Below are 18,289 nucleotides of genomic sequence, written 5' to 3'. Positions count from 1 at the left end.
AAGGAGCCTCGGCATGGTCACACTGATCCGCGGGGCGGAGATCTTCGCTCCGGAGCCCCTGGGAGTCCGCGACATCCTCGTCGAAGGCGAGCGCATCGCCTTCATCGGTCAGCTGGATCCTGCCGCGGTCGCCGAGTTGCCGGGTGCTGTGGTCATCGATGCCACGGGCCTCACCGCCACACCCGGTCTCATCGACCCGCACGTTCACATCACCGGCGGTGGCGGAGAAGGAGGCTACGCGACTCGCACCCCGGAGATCAGCGTCACCGACATCATCCGCGCAGGTGTGACAACCGTCGTCGGCTGCCTCGGCACCGATTCCGTCACCCGCTCGCACGGTGGTCTTCTCGCCAAGGCTCGGGGTCTTGAGGAAGAGGGAATCACAACATTCGTCTATACCGGAAGCTATCAGCTCCCAGCGCGGACGATCACCGGTTCGGTCGTCGACGACATCGTGCTCATCGACAAGGTGATCGGAGCCGGTGAGATCGCCATCTCCGAACGACGGTCGTTCCAACCGACGATCGAGGCACTCGCCGATATCGTCAGCCAATGCCATGTCGGCGGACTGCTCAGCGGCAAGGCCGGTGTCACTCACTTCCACGTCGGGGCGCATGAGTCTCGGCTCGGTCCTCTTCATCGTCTCCTCGACGACTACCCGATTGCGCCGCCGGCCGTCTATGCCACGCATATCACCAGGGACGATGAGCTCTTGGTCGATGCTGTCGCGCTGGCGGCGAAGGGAGCATTCGTCGACATGACAGCTGGTGCCTCGACCGTGGAGTCGGTGCGGAGGTACGTTGAGCTCGGTGGAGATCTCGACCATCTCACGCTGTCCTCGGATGCCAACGGCAGCCTGCCCAGATTCGATGCTCACGGACGGCTGATCGAGTTACAGGTCGCCGATCAGTCGACGCTGTATGAGCAGGTGTGGGCCTGCGTCGAATCCAGCGGACTCGACCTCCACCAGGTTCTCGCCTTCGTCACAGCCAATACCGCCGATGCTCTGAAGCTGTTCCGCAAGGGCCGCCTTGCCGCCGGAAAGGATGCCGACCTGCTGCTGGTCGACGAGGACCGCACGATCCGGCACGGGTTCGCCCTGGGGCGTCAGACCATCGGCGACGGACACCTGCGTATTCGCGGTACATTCGATTCCCCGTCCGCTCGGCCGGAAACAGGTCGGAGTCGCTGAACTGCGGCTCGGTCTGATTCCCATCCGGCCATCAGCTGCGCCCTCTTCTCGCCGACTTCCTCTGCGCGTACTCCCCAGGACTGAAACCCGTGACGTTGAGGAAGTCGGCGCTGAAATGGGATTGGTCGAACCAGCCGAAGCGCACCGCAAGATCGGCCAGTGAGCCGTCCCACCCACGGTCGATGGCGCCGACGGCATCGATGATCCGGGCCCGTGCGAGGACTTTCTTCACGCCGACCCCGCAGTATCGGCTGAACATCCTCTGCACCGTGCGTTCGGTGACTCCGGCACGAGCGGACAGCATTCCCAGGCTGACGACCTCCGGATCATCAAGGATGCCGAGCAGGTGTTTGAGCTTCATATATCCCCCGGACATCTGCGGACGTCGGGACAGCAGCCAGCTCTCGACCGCCTCGGCGAGCGCCGCGATATCGGGTTCGTTCGACTGGCGGAAGAACGACTCGTCGAGGCCCAGGTCGCGTTCGAGTGCGGGGAACCACTGTGCGGCGGGAACGGTGGAGTCGCGGATGTCTGCCGGCATCTCGCCGGAGAACGCCTGGGTGGCGCCGAGGTGGAAGTTCACCCCGAACACCCCGCCGCGACCGAAGATGGCCACGTCGAAGCGCCGCTGAGTCACGGGACCGGTCACCCACGCTCCCGGCCCGTCGGTCCCTGACCGTCGACTGGTTCCGAATTCGAAGGTGAGGTTGATCGTCGACTCGGACACCGTCGACGACTGATAGGCCTCCCCCGCCGGCAGATCCCAATCGACGGCCCAATAGCGTCTGACGAAGGGACGCAGACGCTCGGCCACCACCCGCACCGAGGAATAGCGGGCATGGTCGAGCAGCTCACCCGGCTTGAGAACGCGCCCGTAGAAATGATCGGGCGCCGGTGACGCTTTTCTCCTAGTGACCTCTTCGTCCATGGCACCAGAATGTCAGACATGACTGACACACTGAACACTGCAGACCCCACCGACCCCGATTCGACCACCTCGGGCAGCGCGACCGCACCCGTGGCCACGCTGGCGATGGTCACCCTCGACGCCCCGGACGCCGCAGCCCTCGGCGAGTTCTACTCGGCCGTGCTCGGCTGGCCGATCGTCCATTCGGATGAGAACTATGCGATGCTCACCGGACCCAGCCATGCCCTGGGCATCGGCACGATCCCCGATCACACACCGCCGAGGTGGCCCGACGACGGGCACAAACAGTTCCACTTCGATCTGGCCGCCGATGACATCCAGGCCGCGGCCGACCGCTGCGTGGAGCTCGGCGCCACGCGCGCCGATCCGCAGCCGGGAGAGACCTGGATCGTGCTCATCGACCCGGCCGGTCACCCGTTCTGCATCACCGACGCGAAGAACTGGGGCTGAGCTTCTCCACCTCGACGATGTAGTGCGAGGAGTCGAGACCGTCGACGAGAATCGTCGCCGCATACTTCTCGTTCCCACCGGTGAGGTCGCCTTCCCCGAGCGGTCAGGCGCTCGGCCGCCCGCGGCTTCATACGCCGAGATGGCCCGGTCAGGCCACGGTGAATTGGCGATCGTGGAGTCCGGTTGCGGCTCCCGGGATCGCTGGGCGCCGCTGGGAGGTCTGCACCGTGCCTTCGGCGTCGATGGCGCGCACCGACACCGTGTGTGTTCCAGCGCCCAGGCCGGTGAACTCGCAGCGCCACTGCCGCCAGGTGTCGTCGGTCAGCTCTTCGCTCAGCTCCGCCTCGTGCCAATCGCCGTTGTCGATGCGCACCTGCACCGTCCCGATCCCTGTGTGCTGAGCCCAGGCCATGCCTGCCGTGACGACTCGGTCGCCGTCCTTCGGGGTGACCGTGGCGCCGGGCCGGGGCACCTCGATGCGGGAGGCGACGAGCACGGGCCCGTGCGTCGACCAGCCGCGAGTCGTCCAATAGGCTTCCTTGTCGGCGAAGCGGGTGACTTCGAGATCGGTCACCCATTTCGTGGCCGAGACGTACCCGTAGAGTCCTGGGACGACGAGGCGGGCCGGGTATCCGTGGTCGCGCGGCAGGGCGTGCCCGTTCATCCCCACGGCCAGCAGTGCCGCCCGGTGAGGACTTCGAGCGGGGTCGAGGCGGTGAATCCGTCGTCGGAGCCCGAGAGCACCATGTCAGCACCGTTCTTCGGCTGCGCTCGGGCGAGCAGCTCCCGGATCGGGTAGCCCAACCATTTCGCATTGCCGACGAGGTCCCCGCCGACTTCGTTGGACACGCACGCCAAGGACACGTAGTGCTCTTCCAGAGGCAGGTCGAGCAGTTCGGCCATGGTGATCGTGACTTCCTGCTCGACCCGGCCGTGGATGCGCAGCTGCCAGGTCTCGCTGTCGATCGATGGCGGGATCAGTGCGGTGTCGATGCGGTAGAAATCCTCGTTGGCGGTGACCAATGGGGTGAGTCCGGCGACGGCGAGTTCGGCTCCCGCCGGGATCGCCGGCACCGAGGCGGCCGGTCGTGGGAGCACGAGTTTCGTCACCGTCCCTGCCGCACTGCGAGCCAGCGCAGCCGCGGACTGTCCGGCCGCGACGGCGGCGATCCCGACCACGCTCAGACCGGCTGCCAGACCGAAGAAGGCCCGCCGATCCGGTGGTGCAGGCTCACCGAGTCCTCCGGCAGACGGACCGTCATCCGGCAGTCCGGCGTCGATTGCTGTGCTCGTCGTCGCATCGGCGATGCGGAGGAGGATGAGGAAGACGGCAGTTCCTGCTGCGACGCCGCCGAGGCTCGGCAATGTGGAGGTGACAGCAGACCCTGTGGTCAGTGTGAGCACCGCCGGCAGCAGCCCGACGCCGATGAGGAGGACGAGGGCGAGGCCGCGCCGACGCGCACCGATCCAGCCGATGAGCGCTCCGAGACCGGCACCTCCGGCGATGATCGTGATGATGAGGGCGAGTTTGTCCTGCGTGCCGAAGAGGGCGATCGCCGATTTGATGAGCACGGTCGGCAGCAGCGGAATGAGTGCCTGACCGAGGATGAGCGCCGGTGCCGAAGCCTCTCCCATGGCACGTGCGATGAACTCGGCGGTGCCGAAGTAGATGAGTGTGGCGACGACGCCGGCGAGGACTGCCGTTCCGGTTCGGTGTGCGCTCATCTCCACTCCCCTCAGCCGCGCCTTCAGGCGAGCGTGCGCCGCAGGCCCACGGCCGCCTCGGTCAGTGTGCGGATCTGTTCGCCGCGCTGAGGTTCCGGCAGGGTCGAGGCTGCGTGCAGTCCGTGCTCGAGGAGCACGACGACCTGATCGGCGAGGTTCTGGTCGCCCAGCCGCGGAACCGGGCGCGCCCCGGATCCGATCCGTGAGAATTCGTCGAGCGCGGCGTGGATGGTCTCCCGGCGACTTCGTGCCGGTGGGGCCGCCTCGTCGAGGTGGGCGGTGGTGAGCGAGATGATGCGGATGCGCAGTCGGCGCACCTCGGTCTCGAGTTCCGCCGCTGCTGTGGTCATGGACTCATGATAGTCCTCGTCCCCTCCCGCAGCGGCGGAGCTCGGATGTTCAGGCGTCGGCCACCCAGACGGTCATGGTCTCCTGATAGGTCTCCAGCGCCTCGGGGCCGTTGTCGCGGCCCCAGAAACCGGACTGCCGCATCCCGCCGAACGGGGTCGCCTCGGTGCCTTCGCTGTAGCCGTTGACGGCGAGGGTGCCCACGCGGATCCGACTTGCCCACCACCGCACCTGTGCGATGTCCTCGCACCATACGCTCGAGGCCAGTCCGTAGGGTTCGCCGTTGATGAGTTCGACGGCGTCCTCACGACTGGTGCGCCGCAGCAGCTGGGTGACGGGGCCGAAGATCTCTCCGTGGCCGAGCTCGCTGTCATCGGGCACGCCTGCGATGACTGTCGGCGGGTACCAGCTGCCGGTCTCTGGGACCTCCGCGCGGGTGTTGAGGATCTGCGCGCCCTTGTCCACTGCTTCATCGACCCAGGAGGTGATGCGTTCGTGGGCGCGGGCGTTGATCACCGGTCCGATGTCCGTGTCCGCGTCGAACGGATCACCGACGGTGAGTGCCTCGGTCGCGTCGATGAGCGCGGTGCGGAATTCGGCGAATCGCTCGTCATCGTCGCCGACGTAGATCACGCGGGACGCCGCGGTGCAGTTCTGGCCGCTGGTGCCGAAGGCGGCTCCTGCGATGTCGGCGGCGATGGCGGGGAAGTCAGTGGCGTGCGCGGAATCGACGATGTAGCCGGCGCGACCGCCGAGTTCCAGCGACACCTTCTTGAGGTTCGACCGTGCCGAGGACTCGAGGAAGGACCTGCCGACGGGTCCGGACCCGGTGAAGGTGAGCACGTCGATATCGTGGTGCAGTCCCATGGCGGCGCCGATGCCTGGACCGGTGCCGGTGAGGACGTTGAGGATGCCGTCGGGCACCCCAGCCTCGGTGGCGAGCTTCGCGAGGTGGAGGGCGCTGAGCGTCGAGTCCTCGGAAGTCTTGACGACCATCGCATTGCCGGCGGCCAGGGCTGGGGCGATCTTCCAGCCGAGCATGGCCACGGGGTAGTTCCACGGCAGGATCGCTCCGACGATCCCGCTGGGCACCTTCGTCACCCATCCCCAGCCATCAGGGCTGCGCAGATACCGTCCGTCGTCGCGGGAGATGAGATCGGCGCTGAGCCTGAGATTCGCGGCGACGTCGGGCACGTCTTCGTCGACGCTGCCTTGGGCGACTTTGCCGGCTTCGATGCCGTCGAGATAGGCGATCTCTTCGGCATCGGCGTCGACGAGGTCGGCGAGGCGGCGCAGCACACGGGCCCGCAGCTTCGCGTCCTCGGCCCAGTCGGATTCGGTGAAGGCGGCGCGTGCTGTGGCCACCGTGTCATCGAGCTGCGCCTCGCTTGCCGCGGTCAGGCTGCCGATGACCGTTCCGTCGCTCGGGTTGATCAGACCGATTTCGTCGCCGTCACCGGTGACGGCTCGGCCGCCGATCCACTGTCCGACGTTGCCGTCGATGATGGCCCGCAGTGCGGTTCGGCCGCGGTCGACGAGGCTGTTCTCGGCTGTTGTCGTGGTGCTCATGGTGTGTGTTTCCTCTCCAGTTCGGCGATCGCGTCAAGCAGCGTCGCCAGCGCTTCGGGGTCGGCGGTCGGCAGGGGCGGACGTACGGGGCCCTGTTCATATCCGAATCGGCCGAGCGCCTGTTTGATGAGTGAGATGAAGGCCGAGTTGTCTTCGATGAGTCCGAGCACCCGCCCGAGGCTTCTCCACAGGTCGACGGCTCCGGCCCAGTCACCGCGGGCGGCGAGTTCCCACAGCGTCTGGCACTGTTCGGGCAGCAGCCAAGCGGAGGCCGCCACCCATCCGCTGGCGCCCTGAGCGAAGCCCTCGAGCGCGATCCCGTCGGCGCCGACGAAGATCTCGATATCCTCGCCGAGGCGCTCGCGCAGCTCCCGGATGCGGGTCGCCGCACCGGAGGTCTCTTTGACGCTCCAGAGTCGGCCGGTGTCTGTGAGCGAGGCGAGGTGGACCGGGAGCAGGTCAGTGCCCGTGGAATGCGGGTTGTTGTAGACCATCACCGGCACTTCGGATGCGGAGAGCACCGGGTGCAGGGCGGCGATGACGGCTTCGGGGTCGAGGCCGCCGTAGAAGGGCGGGGTGACCATGACGGCGTCGGCGCCCCAGCCGGCGGCAGCGGTGATCTGGGCCGACATCTCCGATGGGGTGTAGGCCATGCAGCCGATGACCACGTGAGCCCGACCATCGACGGCGGAGACGATGGTCTTGATCTGCGCCTCACGCTCCGCGGCGCTCAGCGCCAGCGCCTCCCCCGTGGCGCCGAGGCCGAGGATGCCGGTCACCCCGGAGGCGAGCACCTGATCGATTCGACCGGCCACGGCGTCGAGGTTCTGGTCTCCGTCCTCGGTGTAGGGGGTCGTCGGAACGGCGAAGACACCGCGCATCGGATTCGTCATCGAATCGTCCTCTCTGGCAATGAGAATTCCGGTCCGGCCTTCAACGATGAAGCCGGTCCGCCGACGATGTTCGTCGGTATCTCAGACGATAGGCAGAAAAGTGATCACAAGCAATGGGCGTCTCGAAACGGACACTCAACGCGGCCGTGTATGAGGGCACGGCCGCCTCGGCGAGGACGACGAAGGGCGGATCCCCCAGTGTCGGGGATCCGCCCTTCGTTCAGTGCCCGGCTGCAGCTGACTGTGCACCTGCGGCCGGCGCTGCTCTCAGTCTCTGAAGTAGGAGATGAGGCGCAGGATTTCGATGTAGAGCCACACAAGGGTGACCATGAGCGAGAACGCGCACATCCAGGAGTACTTCTCCGGGATCTTGTGCTTCACGCCCTCTTCGATCATCTGGAAGTCCATGATCAGAGTCATCGCGGCGAGCACGGTGGCGACGATGCCGATGATGACACCGAGGGGGAACGTCATTCCGAACAACGAGATTTCGACGCTGCGAGCACCACCGGAGCCGGTGAACATGGCGAAGAAGAAGTTGATGATCGAGAAGACCGCGTAACCGCCGACGGCGATCATCATGAACTTCATCATCTTCGAGCCGTAGCGCACACCCTTGAACTTGAAGAGGGCGAGCATGACGCCGAAGACGCAGAGGGTGGCGAGCACGGCCTGGACGACGATGCCGGGGTACATGGTCTCGAACAGCGAGGAGATGCCGCCGAGGAAGACACCTTCGAATGCGGCATAGCCGATGATCAGAGCCTTGCTCGGCTCCCTCTTGAAGGCATTGACGAGGCCGAGCACGAGCGCGATGAGCGCCGCAGGCAGAGCGAGGACGGGCACGAGCCAACCGACGACAGCACCGGCGAGGAGGATGGCGAAGAGCACGCCGGTCTTCATCATCACGTCGTCATACGTCATCGCACGGTCGGCGACCTGGGGGCCGGCGTTGCGATTCTCAGCGGCCGGCTGGTTGAAGAGGTTGTTGAGTTCCTGATCGGACATGACCGGCTGGTTGCGGCCGGCCTGGGCGCCTTGGTTGATCGCCCGGTTCATCATGGGGTTACTCACGGTCGAGATCCTTTCGATCTGAGCAGAATGCGCACAGCTGCAAGGCTGCACGGAGGTCGTTCACGGTCACAGTCTAACCGGACGGTCTGGACGGGAACTGAGGATTCCAGCCAGTGAGTTCCGACGTTGCGCGATCGTGATCTTGTGGTGGACAACACCGGCGACGGCTGGGGAATTCCCGCTTCATGCGGCTGGTTTCGGCACTCGCACCCGGTCCGGCGACTCAGCCCATCTGATAGTGAGTGGCCGCGCCCGGGCCCCACGGAATGCCGGTGGCCCACCAGATGAAGAACAGCAGACCCCAGAGGACGAACATGGCGAACGACAGCGGGATCGTGAATGAGAGCACCGTGCCGATGCCGGCATCCTTCTTGTACCGCTGGACGAAGCCGAGGACGACGACGAAGTAGGGGCTCATCGGGGAGATGATGTTCGTCGTCGAGTCGCCGATGCGGTAGAGCGCCTGAGTGGTCTCCGGGGCGATGGACAGGAGCATGAACATCGGCACGAGCACCGGGGCCATGAGCGTCCACAGTCCCGATCCGGACGTGAGGAACAGGGCGCCCAGCGCCACGAGCAGCCAACCGCCGAGCAGGATGATGAACGGTCCGGTGTTGAGAGCTCCGAAGACGTCGGCGCCCTTGATCGCGAGGATCTCACCGAGGTTGGACATCTTGAACAGGGCGAGGAACTGGCTGGCTGCGAAGAACAGCACGATGACCGGGACGAAGGGCAGCAGTCCTTTGCCCATCATCTCCGGGATGTCGGCGGTCTTCTTGATCGATCCGGTCGCGTAGCCGTAGACGATGCCGACGATGAAGAAGCCGAAGCCGATGATGGCGGCGATGCCGGCCATGAGTCCGGATTCGGGGCCGAAGCCGCCAGCTTCGTCGCGGAGGAACGATCCGGCGGGCCAGGCGAGTGCGAACAGCAGACCCGCGCAGATGACGATGCTGATGACGGCGATGACCATTCCGCGCTTCTCATTGGCGTCGAGGGCCATCTTCACGTCGAAGTGGTCGTCGTCGACCTCCTCGTCGAGTTCGATCTGATCGGCTCGTTTGGACAGGAGGAGCTCGGTCACCAGGGTCACGGCCGCAGCGACGACGAACATCGAGACGAAGTTGAAGTAGAAGTTCGCGACCGGGCTGACCGTGTAGTCGGCGTCGATGATCTGTGCCGCCGATGTCGACAGTCCGCCGAGGATGGTGTCGAGCGAGTTGACCATGGGTGCCGCCGAATATCCGCCGGAGGTCGCCGCGTAGGCGACGAGGCAGCCGAGCAGCGGATTGCGGCCGACGGCTTTGAAGGCGAGTCCGCCGAGCGGAATCATGATCATGTACGAGGCGTCGGAGGCGATCGACGAGGCGGTTCCGGCCAGGGCGACGATGAAGGTGATCCACTTCGGTGAGGCACCGGCGATGGTCCCGCGCAGCATCGCGGGGATGAGCCCGGACTGTTCGGCCACGGCAACGCCGATGAGCACGATGAGCACGAGTCCCAGAGGTGGGAAGGTGACGAAGTTGTTCGTGGCTCCCGCGACGATCTCGCGCAGCGAATCGGTGGCGAGGAGGTTCGTCACCGTCACCTTCTCGTCCGTGGCCGGGTTGACGGCGCTGAGTCCTGAGGCGGAGAAGATCGACGAGAGGATCATGACGATGACGGCCAGGGACAGGAACAGCCAGAAGGGATGGGGCAGTTTGTTGCCGGCCTTCTCGATGATGACGAGCAGGCGCATCAGCCAGTTGAGCTCTGATTTGCCGCTCTGCTTCTCGTCAGTGGCAGCGGAGGTGCTCGCCATGGGGGTCTCCTCGGTCGTCTCGGCACCGGTCGGTGCGCTGGGCCGTGTGCCGCACATGTGAGTGCGATCACGTCGAAGAGACAAGTGTCGTGGACAATCGCCGTTGTGTCACGGCGGTCTCAAATACCGGATGCGCCGAGGTGGGGCGTGACCTCTCCCCCGCCGAGGCGGTCGTGTGCCTGCCTCGCCCACCGAGGTGGGGATGAATGGCGCAGGGCGTCGACCGCATCGACTGCGGTCGGCGCCCTGCCGGCCCATCGGCGGCTCAGCACTCGAAAGTGAGGAGGGGCCGCCTCGGCGATATCAGCGTTCGAGGTCGCCCCGGATGAACGCTTCGACCGCCTCGTGGGCGGCGTCGTCGTCCTGCTGCTCAGGGGGCGACTTCATGAAGTACGAGGAGGCGGAGATGAGCGCTCCGCCGATGCCGCGGTCGAGGCCGATCTTCGCGGCACGCACGGCGTCGATGATGACGCCGGCGGAGTTCGGCGAGTCCCACACCTCGAGCTTGTACTCCAGGGATACTGGCGCATCGCCGAAGTTGCGGCCTTCGAGGCGGACGAAGGCCCACTTGCGGTCATCGAGCCATTCGACGTAGTCGCTGGGTCCGATGTGCACGTCGCGGTCGGCCAGCTGAGCCGAGGTGTTCGAGGTCACGGCCTGGGTCTTCGAGATCTTCTTCGACTCGAGGCGCTGGCGCTCGAGCATGTTCTTGAAGTCCATGTTGCCGCCGACGTTGAGCTGGTAGGTCCGGTCGAGGACGACTCCGCGGTCTTCGAACAGCTTCGCCATCACACGGTGGGTGATGGTCGCACCGATCTGGGATTTGATGTCGTCACCGACGATCGGGACACCGGCGGCACGGAACTTCTCGTCCCATTCCTTGGTTCCGGCGATGAAGACGGGCAGCGCGTTGACGAAGGCGACCTTCGCATCGATGGCCGCCTGGGCGTAGAACTCGACGGCTTCCTGCGAGCCGACGGGCAGGTAGCACACGAGGACATCCGCCTCCGCGTCCTTGAGCGCCTTGACGACGTCGACGGCTTCACGGTCGGATTCGACGATCGTGTCGCGGTAGTACTCACCGAGGCCGTCGAGCGTGGGTCCGCGCAGGACCTCGATGCCGGTCGGCTCCACATCGGCGAGTTTGATGGTGTTGTTCTCACTGGCGGTGATCGCCTCGGCGATGTCGACGCCGACCTTCTTGCCGTCGACGTCGAAGGCGGCAACGAAATCGATGTCACCGACGTGATAGTCCCCGAACTCCACGTGCATGAGACCGGGCACCTTCGTCCCCGCGGCCGCGTTCCGGTAGTACTCCACACCTTGGATCAGGGACGAGGCGCAGTTGCCCAATCCGGCAATCGCGACTCGTATCGATTTCGTTGCCACATCTCTCCTTTGTCTGTTCGGGTCTCACCGAGCGGCGGCATTGTCACCGCGGGCGGCTTCCCCAAGCGGGTCCTCATGATTTCAGGCCCACCTATCCATAATAATGACCCCGTCAAAATGCCGGGCATCGGCCTCCGACCATGGCCGTTGTCTGGCTGCCGTCTCAGCTGACGACCAGCGGTTCGAGCACCAGATCCGGATGGTTCTTCTGCACACCCTGCAGGCGCCACCGGTCGGAGAACAGCGCGAGCAGCTCTCCGTCCGATCGGTGGAGGACCTCGACGGACCGCTCCCTGGCCAGCGTCGGCACGCACTCGGGGGTGGTTCGACGCGCCAGCGAGAAGTTGAGGCGCTCGAGGGTGCAGGGGGCGTTGAACTCGTTGGTCATCCGGTCTTCGGCGACCTCGAACTGCATGGGACCGACCGCACCGAGCACAGGTGCCTGATCACCGCGCAGCTCCGAGCGCAGCACCTGGATGACGCCCTCGTGGTCGAGCTGTTCGATGCCGCGGCGGAACTGCTTGTACTTCGAGGAGTCCTTGGCCCGGATGACCATGAAGTGCTCGGGCGAGAACGTCGGGATGCCCGGGAACTCGACCTTCTTGTCGAGGTAGAGCGAGTCGCCGACGCGCAGCGCGGAGGCATTGACGAGGCCGACGACATCGCCGGGGAAGGCTTCGTCGACGACATCGCGGTCGCGGCCGAAGACCTGCTGAGCGTACTTCGTGGCGAAGGGCTTGCCGGTGCTCGCATGGGTGAGCACGGTTCCGCGTTCGAACACTCCGGAGCACACACGGATATAGGCGAGACGGTCGCGGTGGTTCGAATCCATGCCGGCCTGGACCTTGAAGACGAATCCGGAGAACGGATCGTCGACGGGACGGGGCTGATCGTCCTTGTCCGGGCGCGCCTCGGCGGCGGGGGCGAAGTCGACGAGCATGTCGAGGAGTTTGTGGATGCCGAAGTTGAGCACGGCGGAGGCGAACATCACCGGGGTCGTCTTCCCCGCGAGGAAGGTCTCCTGGTCGTGGTTCTGGTCTTCCATCTCCAGCAGATCCGATTCGTCGACGGCCGTCGTCCAGGCATCGCCTTCGAGGTCTTCGGCTGCCTCGGCGGGGAAGGTCTCCTCACCGGCGATGGTCGCACCGCCGTCGGTGCGGGTGTACTTCGTGTACTCACCGCTGCTGCGATCGAGGACGCCGCGGAAATCTCCCGACTGGCCGACCGGCCAGGTGATCGGGGTCGGCAGGAGGCCGGTGCGCTGTTGGACTTCGTCCATGAGTTCGAGGGCGTCGAGGCCCGGACGGTCCCACTTGTTGATGACCGTGATGATCGGAATATTGCGGTGGGCGCAGACTTCGAAGAGCTTCATCGTCTGCGCCTCGAGGCCCTTGGCGGCGTCGATGAGCATGACGGCGCAGTCGACGGCGGAGAGTACACGGTAGGTGTCCTCGGAGAAGTCGGCGTGGCCCGGGGTGTCGACGAGGTTGAACACTGCATCGCGGTACTCGAACTGCAGCGCAGCCGAGGAGATGGAGATGCCGCGGTCCTGCTCCATCTGCATCCAGTCGGAGACGGTGGCGCGGCGGCCCGCTTTGCCGTGGGTGGCTCCTGCCTGGCCGATGGCGCGTGCGTGCAGGGCGAGCGCCTCGGTGGTCGTCGACTTGCCCGCGTCGGGGTGGGAGATGACAGCGAACGTGCGGCGGCGGGCCGCCTCGTGTCGGATGTCCTTATCGGAATAATGGCCAGAAGTCACCGCAATATCCTATCGTTCTTCGTCTCGTTCCCGCGTGTCCGTTCAGTCACAGTCTCACGCGGGCAGTTGGGCGGGCGGGCGTTGCGTCCAGCGTGTTGTCGGATTCGGCTCATATGCTGGTGAGCGATGTCTGAGGAATTCGTCGAATACGCCGGCCGTTCGGAGCCGAAGGAGCGTTGGCTCAAGGCTCTGCCGCTCATCGTCGCGGGCGTGCTCGGGGTACCGCTGCTCGCGTTCGCCATCATGTTCTCTCTGCAGATCGCCCAAGTGACGAAGTACATCTTCGATCTAGGCACATCCGGATGGGAAGCCGCCAGCTTCGTGCTGCTCAGCCTCTCCGGAGCGTTCTGCGTGATCTTCTGGATCGCGTTCCTCTTCATCGGCACTCGTCGCCGCACCTGGAGGTGGCGCTGCTGGTGGGCGGCCGCCGCGTTCCTCGCCGCTGCCGCCTTGCCGCTCTGGGCACTGTTGGACGCACTGATCCACCCAGCAGCCTGACCGCCGTCGAGCACTGCAAGTCATACACTTCGCGGCAAGTCCTACACTCCGCGGCGAGCCCTACACCTCGAATCACCTCCTACAGGTACCGCGCCATCCGTCACCACGACCGCCACAACCACCCGTTGCACCGGGGCGTTTTGGCGCTAAAGGTGAGGGATGCTCGCGGTGGGCTCGCGAAAACGCCGCTTCGCTCCAGGTGAGGGATGCTCGCGGTGGCCCCGCCGAAACGCCGACCCGATCCAGTCTCGGCGGTTCGAGCTGGTATCTGCGCTGCTCCGACCACGTGTCAGAGCCCAGCGAGCGCCTTCGCGATGCGCTTCTCCGACACCGGGTGCGCGGTCCCGAGCGAATTCGCAAACAGTGACACTCGCAGCTCTTCGATCATGAGCACCATGTCGACCCACGCGGTCGGCAGCGAGACGAGCAGCTGCGGCCATTCGGCCTTCGCCAGGCTCGGGAAGCGGTTGCCGATCTTCTTGACCACGTCATCACTGCAGTTGGTGACTCGGTCCATGAGCTGCTTGTCGCGGATCGGCGAATCCTGCATTCCGCCGATGCGCACGACCTCCGCCTGCACCCACCTCGGCAGTTCGCGCAGCATCTGCGGAGTCATCGCGGCCACCGCCTCGGCGCTCGTGTGCGAAGCCCTCCACGTCTTCACGTCGGCGAGGTTGGACAGGATCGCCAACGAGGATGCCTTCGACACGCGTTTGTCGAGCTCAGTCGCCGTTTTGAGCGCCTTCATCAGGGACGGCAGCAGCGCCGTGCAGCTCACCGGAAGCTGAGCGTGGATGTCTGTGCGCAGTCGAGCGAATTCGTCGGCGGTGGCCACCCATGCCGATTCCGCGTCGCCCAAGCGTTCGGAGACGAGCCCGCGGATGCCTACCCGGATGAGCCCGGCGAGCAGTGCGTCGGCGGACTTCTGCGCTCCGGCGAGGAGGAGCTTCTCCTCGGTCGTCAGCCCGTCCTGGAGGTATTTCAGCGTCTCTCCGGTGTGCAGTCCCAGCAGAGTGATGAGCGCTTCTCGGCTGGCGAGCCTCGCCTCGAGAGCGGTGTCGAAGGACACGAGGTCAACGGACGTCGACCTGTCGGCCAGGCCCGGGACCACACCGGCTGAGGCCTGATCCGGGTCGGCCAGCTCCCCGAACGACCAGTCCGTCAGACCTTTCTTCGGCGTGAAGGAGGACTGTTTCTGCCGAGCCTTGCGCACCTGCGGTGTGGCTTGGGTGCGCAATGCCGCGAGGTCGTCACCGAGGCCGACGGTCTTCTTGCCGTCGACGACGCGGAAGGTCAGGCGCAGATGAGCAGGGATCCGCTCCCGGTCGAAGTCGGAGGCGGTGACCGTGATCGGCACCAGGTCGTGCAGCCCTCCCCCGCCGGCGCGTTCGCTCAGATGCGCCGCGAGCACCTCGGGCAGGCTCCCCTGGTATGGGGTCAGGGCCGGCAGAATGTCTCGGGCCACATCGGGCGCAGGAACGAAGTAGCGGCGCTTGTTCTTCGGCAGCGAACGGATATAGGCGGCGACGAGCTCCTCGCGCAGCCCCGGCACCTGCCAGCTGAACTCATCCGTGTCGACGGCGGGCACCGCCTCGGCGGGGATTTCGACGGTCACTCCGTCGTCGGTGCTGCCGGGGTCGAAGGAGTAGCGCAGCTTGGCTCGGGTTCCGTCGGACAGTTCCCATTCCATCGGGAAGTCCGCGGCCACCGAGGCGGTGAGCTCCTCGCTGTCATCGCTGAGCAGCACCGATGTGGTGAGGTCGAGCAGGTGGGAGTCCTGCCGTTTCTGCTTCTTCCACCACGATCGGAAATCCGCCGCCGAGGTGACTCCCTCCGGAATCCGAGCATCGAAGAATTCGAAGAGGGCATCGTCCTGGTCGAGCACGCGTCGGTTGCGTGTGCGGGATGCGAGTTCTTCGGCTTCGTCGATGACTGCGGCATTGTGGTCGAGGAATCCGAAGCGTTCGTGCCAGTCGCCTTCGATGAGTCCCTTGCGGATGAACATGTCGCGGGCGGCTTCACGATCGAACTGTCCGTATCCGACGCGGCGGTCGCTGACGAGTGTGACTCCGTAGAGCGAGATCTTCTCGTAGACCATCGATGTTCCGGCCTTCGTCGACCAGTGCGGGTCCGAATGCTGCCTCGTCACCAGATCGCCGGCAGCCTCGACCACCCAGTCCGGATCGATCGCCGCGACCGTGCGGGCCCACAGGCGGGAGGTTTCGACGAGCTCTGCGGCCATGACGAAGTCCGGGTTGACCTTGAACAGCCCGGAACCGGGGAAGATCGCGAAACGAGTGCCGCGAGCGCCTTGGTAGTCCTTGTGGCGTTCGGAGCGGGATCCGACCATCGTGAGCAGACCGGTGAGCAGTGAACGGTGGATCGCCGCGGCGTGCGGGTCGAGTCTCACTGCGGCCACCTGTTTGCCGGTCTCCCCCGCCCGACCGGACGCACCGTGCTTCTTCGCGCTGCGTTTGGCCGCGCTGAGTTCGGCGAAACCGATCTTGCCCGTCCCGGCTGGGTTGCTGCCCGGATGGCGCCCGCCCGTCGAATGGTCGGTGGAACCGTCGGCCGTGCCGGCGGGACCGTCTGCCCGTCCACCGGCGGAACCTCCAGCCGAAGCGGCGGAACCGTTGGCCCGCCCACCGGCCGAACCCTCAGCCGGTCCGGCGGCAGAGTCGTCGGAGAGAGCTTCGCCCGTCGGCTGCCAGACGGACTTGTCGATGCGGATCCCAGCGGAGCCGAGCAGTGACCGCAGCTGGCCGACGAGGTCCTGCCATTCGCGGATGCGCACGAAGTTGAGGAACTCGGACTTGCACCGGCGGCGGAACTTCGACGACCCCATGTCCGCCTGCAGGCTCTGCAGGTAGTTCCACAGGTTGAGGTAGGACAGGAAGTCGCTGCCGCGGTGGGTGAACCGGGCATGCTTCTCATCAGCGGCGGCACGGACTTCGGCGGGACGTTCCCGCGGGTCCTGGATGGACAGTGCGGCGACGATGACGGTGACCTCTCCCCCGCACCCGGCCTCCGCGCCTGCGATGACCATCCGGGCCAGGCGGGGGTCGATCGGCAGGACGGTGAGTTTCCGACCGATCTCGGTGACACGGATCTTCCCAGCAGAATCACTGGTCAGCGCCCCGAGTTCGGTGAGCAGGGTCCGGCCGTCTCGGACAGCTCTGGCTTCCGGAGGAGTGAGGAACGGGAAGTCGAGGATCTCCTCGTCGCTGGAGGCGAAACCGAGGGAAGCCATCTGCAGGATGACGCTGGCGAGGTTCGTGCGCAGGATCTCCGGGTCGGTGAACTCCGGTCGGGACTCGAAGTCCTCTTCCGAATACAGCCGGATGCAGATGCCTTCGCTCGTCCGCCCTGACCGGCCCTTGCGCTGGTTGGCGCTGGCCTGGGAGATCCGCTCGATCGGCAGCCTCTGCACCCGGGTGCGATTGGAATAGCGGGAGATGCGGGCGGTGCCGACATCGATGACGTACTTGATCCCGGGCACCGTCAGTGAGGTTTCCGCGACGTTGGTGGCCAGCACGATGCGCGGCCGCGAATGCGCTTGGAAGACCTTCTGCTGTTCACCGGCCGAGAGCCGGGCGAACAGCGGCACGACTTCCCAATTGCTCAGCTTCGGTCGTCGCCGCAGGTGATCGTGCAGCGCATCCGCGGTGTCGCGGATCTCGCGTTCGCCGGAGAGGAAGACGAGGATGTCGCCGGGGGCTTCGGAGCTGAGTTCGTCGACGGCGGAGATGATGCCCTCGATCTGCTCCTCGACCCCGGTCTCGTAGTTGCCCGAATCGCCGGGTCCGTCGACATCGTCATCGTCGATATCGTCCCCGAGCGGACGGTACCGGACCTCGACGGGATAGGTGCGGCCTTCGACGGAGATGATGGGCGCATCGTCGAAGTGGGTGGAGAACGACCCTGGGTCGATCGTCGCCGAGGTGATGATGACCTTGAGCTCGGGACGCTTGTCGAGGACTTCCTTGAGGTAGCCGAGGAGGAAGTCGATGTTGAGGCTGCGTTCGTGGGCCTCGTCGATGATGATGACTTCGTAGTCGCGCAGCAGCTTGTCGCGGGAGAGTTCGGACAGCAGAATGCCGTCGGTCATCACCTTCACCCGTGTGGAGTCGGCGACCTGCGCGGTGAAGCGCACCTGATAGCCGATGGTGTTGCCGAGCTCCTCGCCGAGTTCGTCGGCGATGCGTTCGGCGACTGTGCGTGCGGCGATCCGTCGGGGCTGGGTGTGACCGATGAGCCCGTCGACGCCGAGGCCGAGGTCGAGGCAGATCTTCGGCAGCTGAGTGGTCTTGCCCGATCCCGTCTCACCGGCGATGATGACGACCTGGTTGTCCCTGATCGCCGCGGCGATCTCGTCCTTCGCACCGGTGACCGGCAGGTCTTGAGGATAGGTGACGGTGACCGGGTGGGCCGCGCGGGCGTCCTTGAGCCGGGCGCGACGCTGCTGGTGGTGGGCTGCCGTGGACTTCCGACGCTGCTGCGAGCGTCCGCGTCCGTTCTTCCGGCGCCGAGGCGGCTGTTGGGCCTGCGTGTCCGTTGGCCTGGTCGACGGGGTCGGGTTCTCTTCTGCCATTGCGTCTCCCAGCTTAGCGGCAACGCTGCGGGACTGCCCCGTCGCGGAGGGCGCAGTCCCGCACCGTTGACAGGC

Annotated in this window: 12 protein-coding genes and 1 pseudogene; 3 read left to right on the top strand and 10 right to left on the bottom strand. The window is 65.7% G+C overall.

From position 1 onward, the window contains the following. The first annotated feature begins 13 nt into the window (after positions 1–13). Positions 14–1,192, top strand: coding sequence for a beta-aspartyl-peptidase (gene iadA, locus L1F31_RS06600; protein ID WP_265419849.1), 1,179 nt, complete (start codon positions 14–16; stop codon positions 1,190–1,192). 31 nt (positions 1,193–1,223) lie between these two features. On the opposite strand, the gene L1F31_RS06595 is transcribed toward iadA, so the two are convergent. Continuing rightward, entirely contained in the window at positions 1,224–2,120 is an 897-nt protein-coding gene (locus tag L1F31_RS06595; RefSeq protein ID WP_265419848.1) for a helix-turn-helix domain-containing protein, read from the bottom strand. A gap of 18 nt (positions 2,121–2,138) precedes the next feature. Here L1F31_RS06595 and L1F31_RS06590 point away from each other — a divergent pair, with 18 nt between their 5' ends. Beyond that, positions 2,139–2,570, top strand: coding sequence for a VOC family protein (locus L1F31_RS06590; protein WP_265419847.1), 432 nt, complete (start codon positions 2,139–2,141; stop codon positions 2,568–2,570). A gap of 148 nt (positions 2,571–2,718) precedes the next feature. Here the strand turns inward: L1F31_RS06590 and L1F31_RS06585 are convergent. From L1F31_RS06585 to L1F31_RS06550, 8 genes and pseudogenes are all read right to left on the bottom strand, one after another. Then, positions 2,719–4,205: pseudogene (locus L1F31_RS06585) on the bottom strand (molybdopterin-dependent oxidoreductase). A 113-nt stretch (positions 4,206–4,318) separates the two neighbouring features. Further along, a complete protein-coding gene (locus L1F31_RS06580) occupies positions 4,319–4,645 on the bottom strand; it encodes a hypothetical protein (protein ID WP_265419846.1) in 327 nt (108 codons plus the stop codon). Between the two features lie 49 nt (positions 4,646–4,694). Further along, the gene (locus tag L1F31_RS06575) at positions 4,695–6,212 is read right to left on the bottom strand and encodes an aldehyde dehydrogenase family protein (RefSeq protein ID WP_265419845.1); all 1,518 of its coding nucleotides are present in this window, start codon (positions 6,210–6,212) and stop codon (positions 4,695–4,697) included. Further along, entirely contained in the window at positions 6,209–7,105 is an 897-nt protein-coding gene (locus L1F31_RS06570; RefSeq protein WP_265419844.1) for a dihydrodipicolinate synthase family protein, read from the bottom strand. Before L1F31_RS06570 ends, L1F31_RS06575 begins: the two co-directional genes overlap by 4 nt. A gap of 267 nt (positions 7,106–7,372) precedes the next feature. Further along, the gene (locus L1F31_RS06565; RefSeq protein ID WP_265420404.1) at positions 7,373–8,167 is read right to left on the bottom strand and encodes a Bax inhibitor-1/YccA family protein; all 795 of its coding nucleotides are present in this window, start codon (positions 8,165–8,167) and stop codon (positions 7,373–7,375) included. A 235-nt stretch (positions 8,168–8,402) separates the two neighbouring features. Then, positions 8,403–9,980: an AbgT family transporter gene (locus L1F31_RS06560; protein WP_265419843.1), complete on the bottom strand. Its 1,578-nt coding sequence runs from the start codon at positions 9,978–9,980 to the stop codon at positions 8,403–8,405. Between the two features lie 303 nt (positions 9,981–10,283). Next, a complete protein-coding gene (locus L1F31_RS06555) occupies positions 10,284–11,369 on the bottom strand; it encodes an inositol-3-phosphate synthase (protein ID WP_265419842.1) in 1,086 nt (361 codons plus the stop codon). Between the two features lie 163 nt (positions 11,370–11,532). After that, on the bottom strand, positions 11,533–13,125 hold the full coding sequence (locus L1F31_RS06550) for a peptide chain release factor 3 (protein WP_265419841.1): 1,593 nt from the start codon (positions 13,123–13,125) through the stop codon (positions 11,533–11,535). A 126-nt stretch (positions 13,126–13,251) separates the two neighbouring features. Between L1F31_RS06550 and L1F31_RS06545 the strand changes: the two genes are divergently transcribed. After that, positions 13,252–13,623: a hypothetical protein gene (locus L1F31_RS06545; protein ID WP_265419840.1), complete on the top strand. Its 372-nt coding sequence runs from the start codon at positions 13,252–13,254 to the stop codon at positions 13,621–13,623. A 289-nt stretch (positions 13,624–13,912) separates the two neighbouring features. Here L1F31_RS06545 and hrpA read toward each other — a convergent pair whose 3' ends face one another. Further along, a complete protein-coding gene (gene hrpA, locus L1F31_RS06540; RefSeq protein WP_265419839.1) occupies positions 13,913–18,214 on the bottom strand; it encodes an ATP-dependent RNA helicase HrpA in 4,302 nt (1,433 codons plus the stop codon). Positions 18,215–18,289 lie beyond the last annotated feature (75 nt).

This window comes from Brevibacterium spongiae (assembly GCF_026168515.1).
GTDB classification, from domain to species: Bacteria; Actinomycetota; Actinomycetes; order Actinomycetales; family Brevibacteriaceae; genus Brevibacterium; species Brevibacterium spongiae.
The sequence above is the reverse complement of the archived record's forward strand: the minus strand, read 5'-3'. Positions and strand labels throughout refer to the sequence as shown.

Bases quoted from the DNA above. Each gene is read 5' to 3' on its own strand.
- iadA (WP_265419849.1), top strand. From the start codon at position 14: ATGGTCACACTGATCCGCGGGGCGGAGATCTTCGCTCCGGAGCCCCTG.
- L1F31_RS06595 (WP_265419848.1), bottom strand. From the start codon at position 2,120: ATGGACGAAGAGGTCACTAGGAGAAAAGCGTCACCGGCGCCCGATCAT.
- L1F31_RS06590 (WP_265419847.1), top strand. From the start codon at position 2,139: ATGACTGACACACTGAACACTGCAGACCCCACCGACCCCGATTCGACC.
- L1F31_RS06580 (WP_265419846.1), bottom strand. From the start codon at position 4,645: ATGACCACAGCAGCGGCGGAACTCGAGACCGAGGTGCGCCGACTGCGC.
- L1F31_RS06575 (WP_265419845.1), bottom strand. From the start codon at position 6,212: ATGAGCACCACGACAACAGCCGAGAACAGCCTCGTCGACCGCGGCCGA.
- L1F31_RS06570 (WP_265419844.1), bottom strand. From the start codon at position 7,105: ATGACGAATCCGATGCGCGGTGTCTTCGCCGTTCCGACGACCCCCTAC.
- L1F31_RS06565 (WP_265420404.1), bottom strand. From the start codon at position 8,167: ATGATGAACCGGGCGATCAACCAAGGCGCCCAGGCCGGCCGCAACCAG.
- L1F31_RS06560 (WP_265419843.1), bottom strand. From the start codon at position 9,980: ATGGCGAGCACCTCCGCTGCCACTGACGAGAAGCAGAGCGGCAAATCA.
- L1F31_RS06545 (WP_265419840.1), top strand. From the start codon at position 13,252: ATGTCTGAGGAATTCGTCGAATACGCCGGCCGTTCGGAGCCGAAGGAG.
- hrpA (WP_265419839.1), bottom strand. From the start codon at position 18,214: ATGGCAGAAGAGAACCCGACCCCGTCGACCAGGCCAACGGACACGCAG.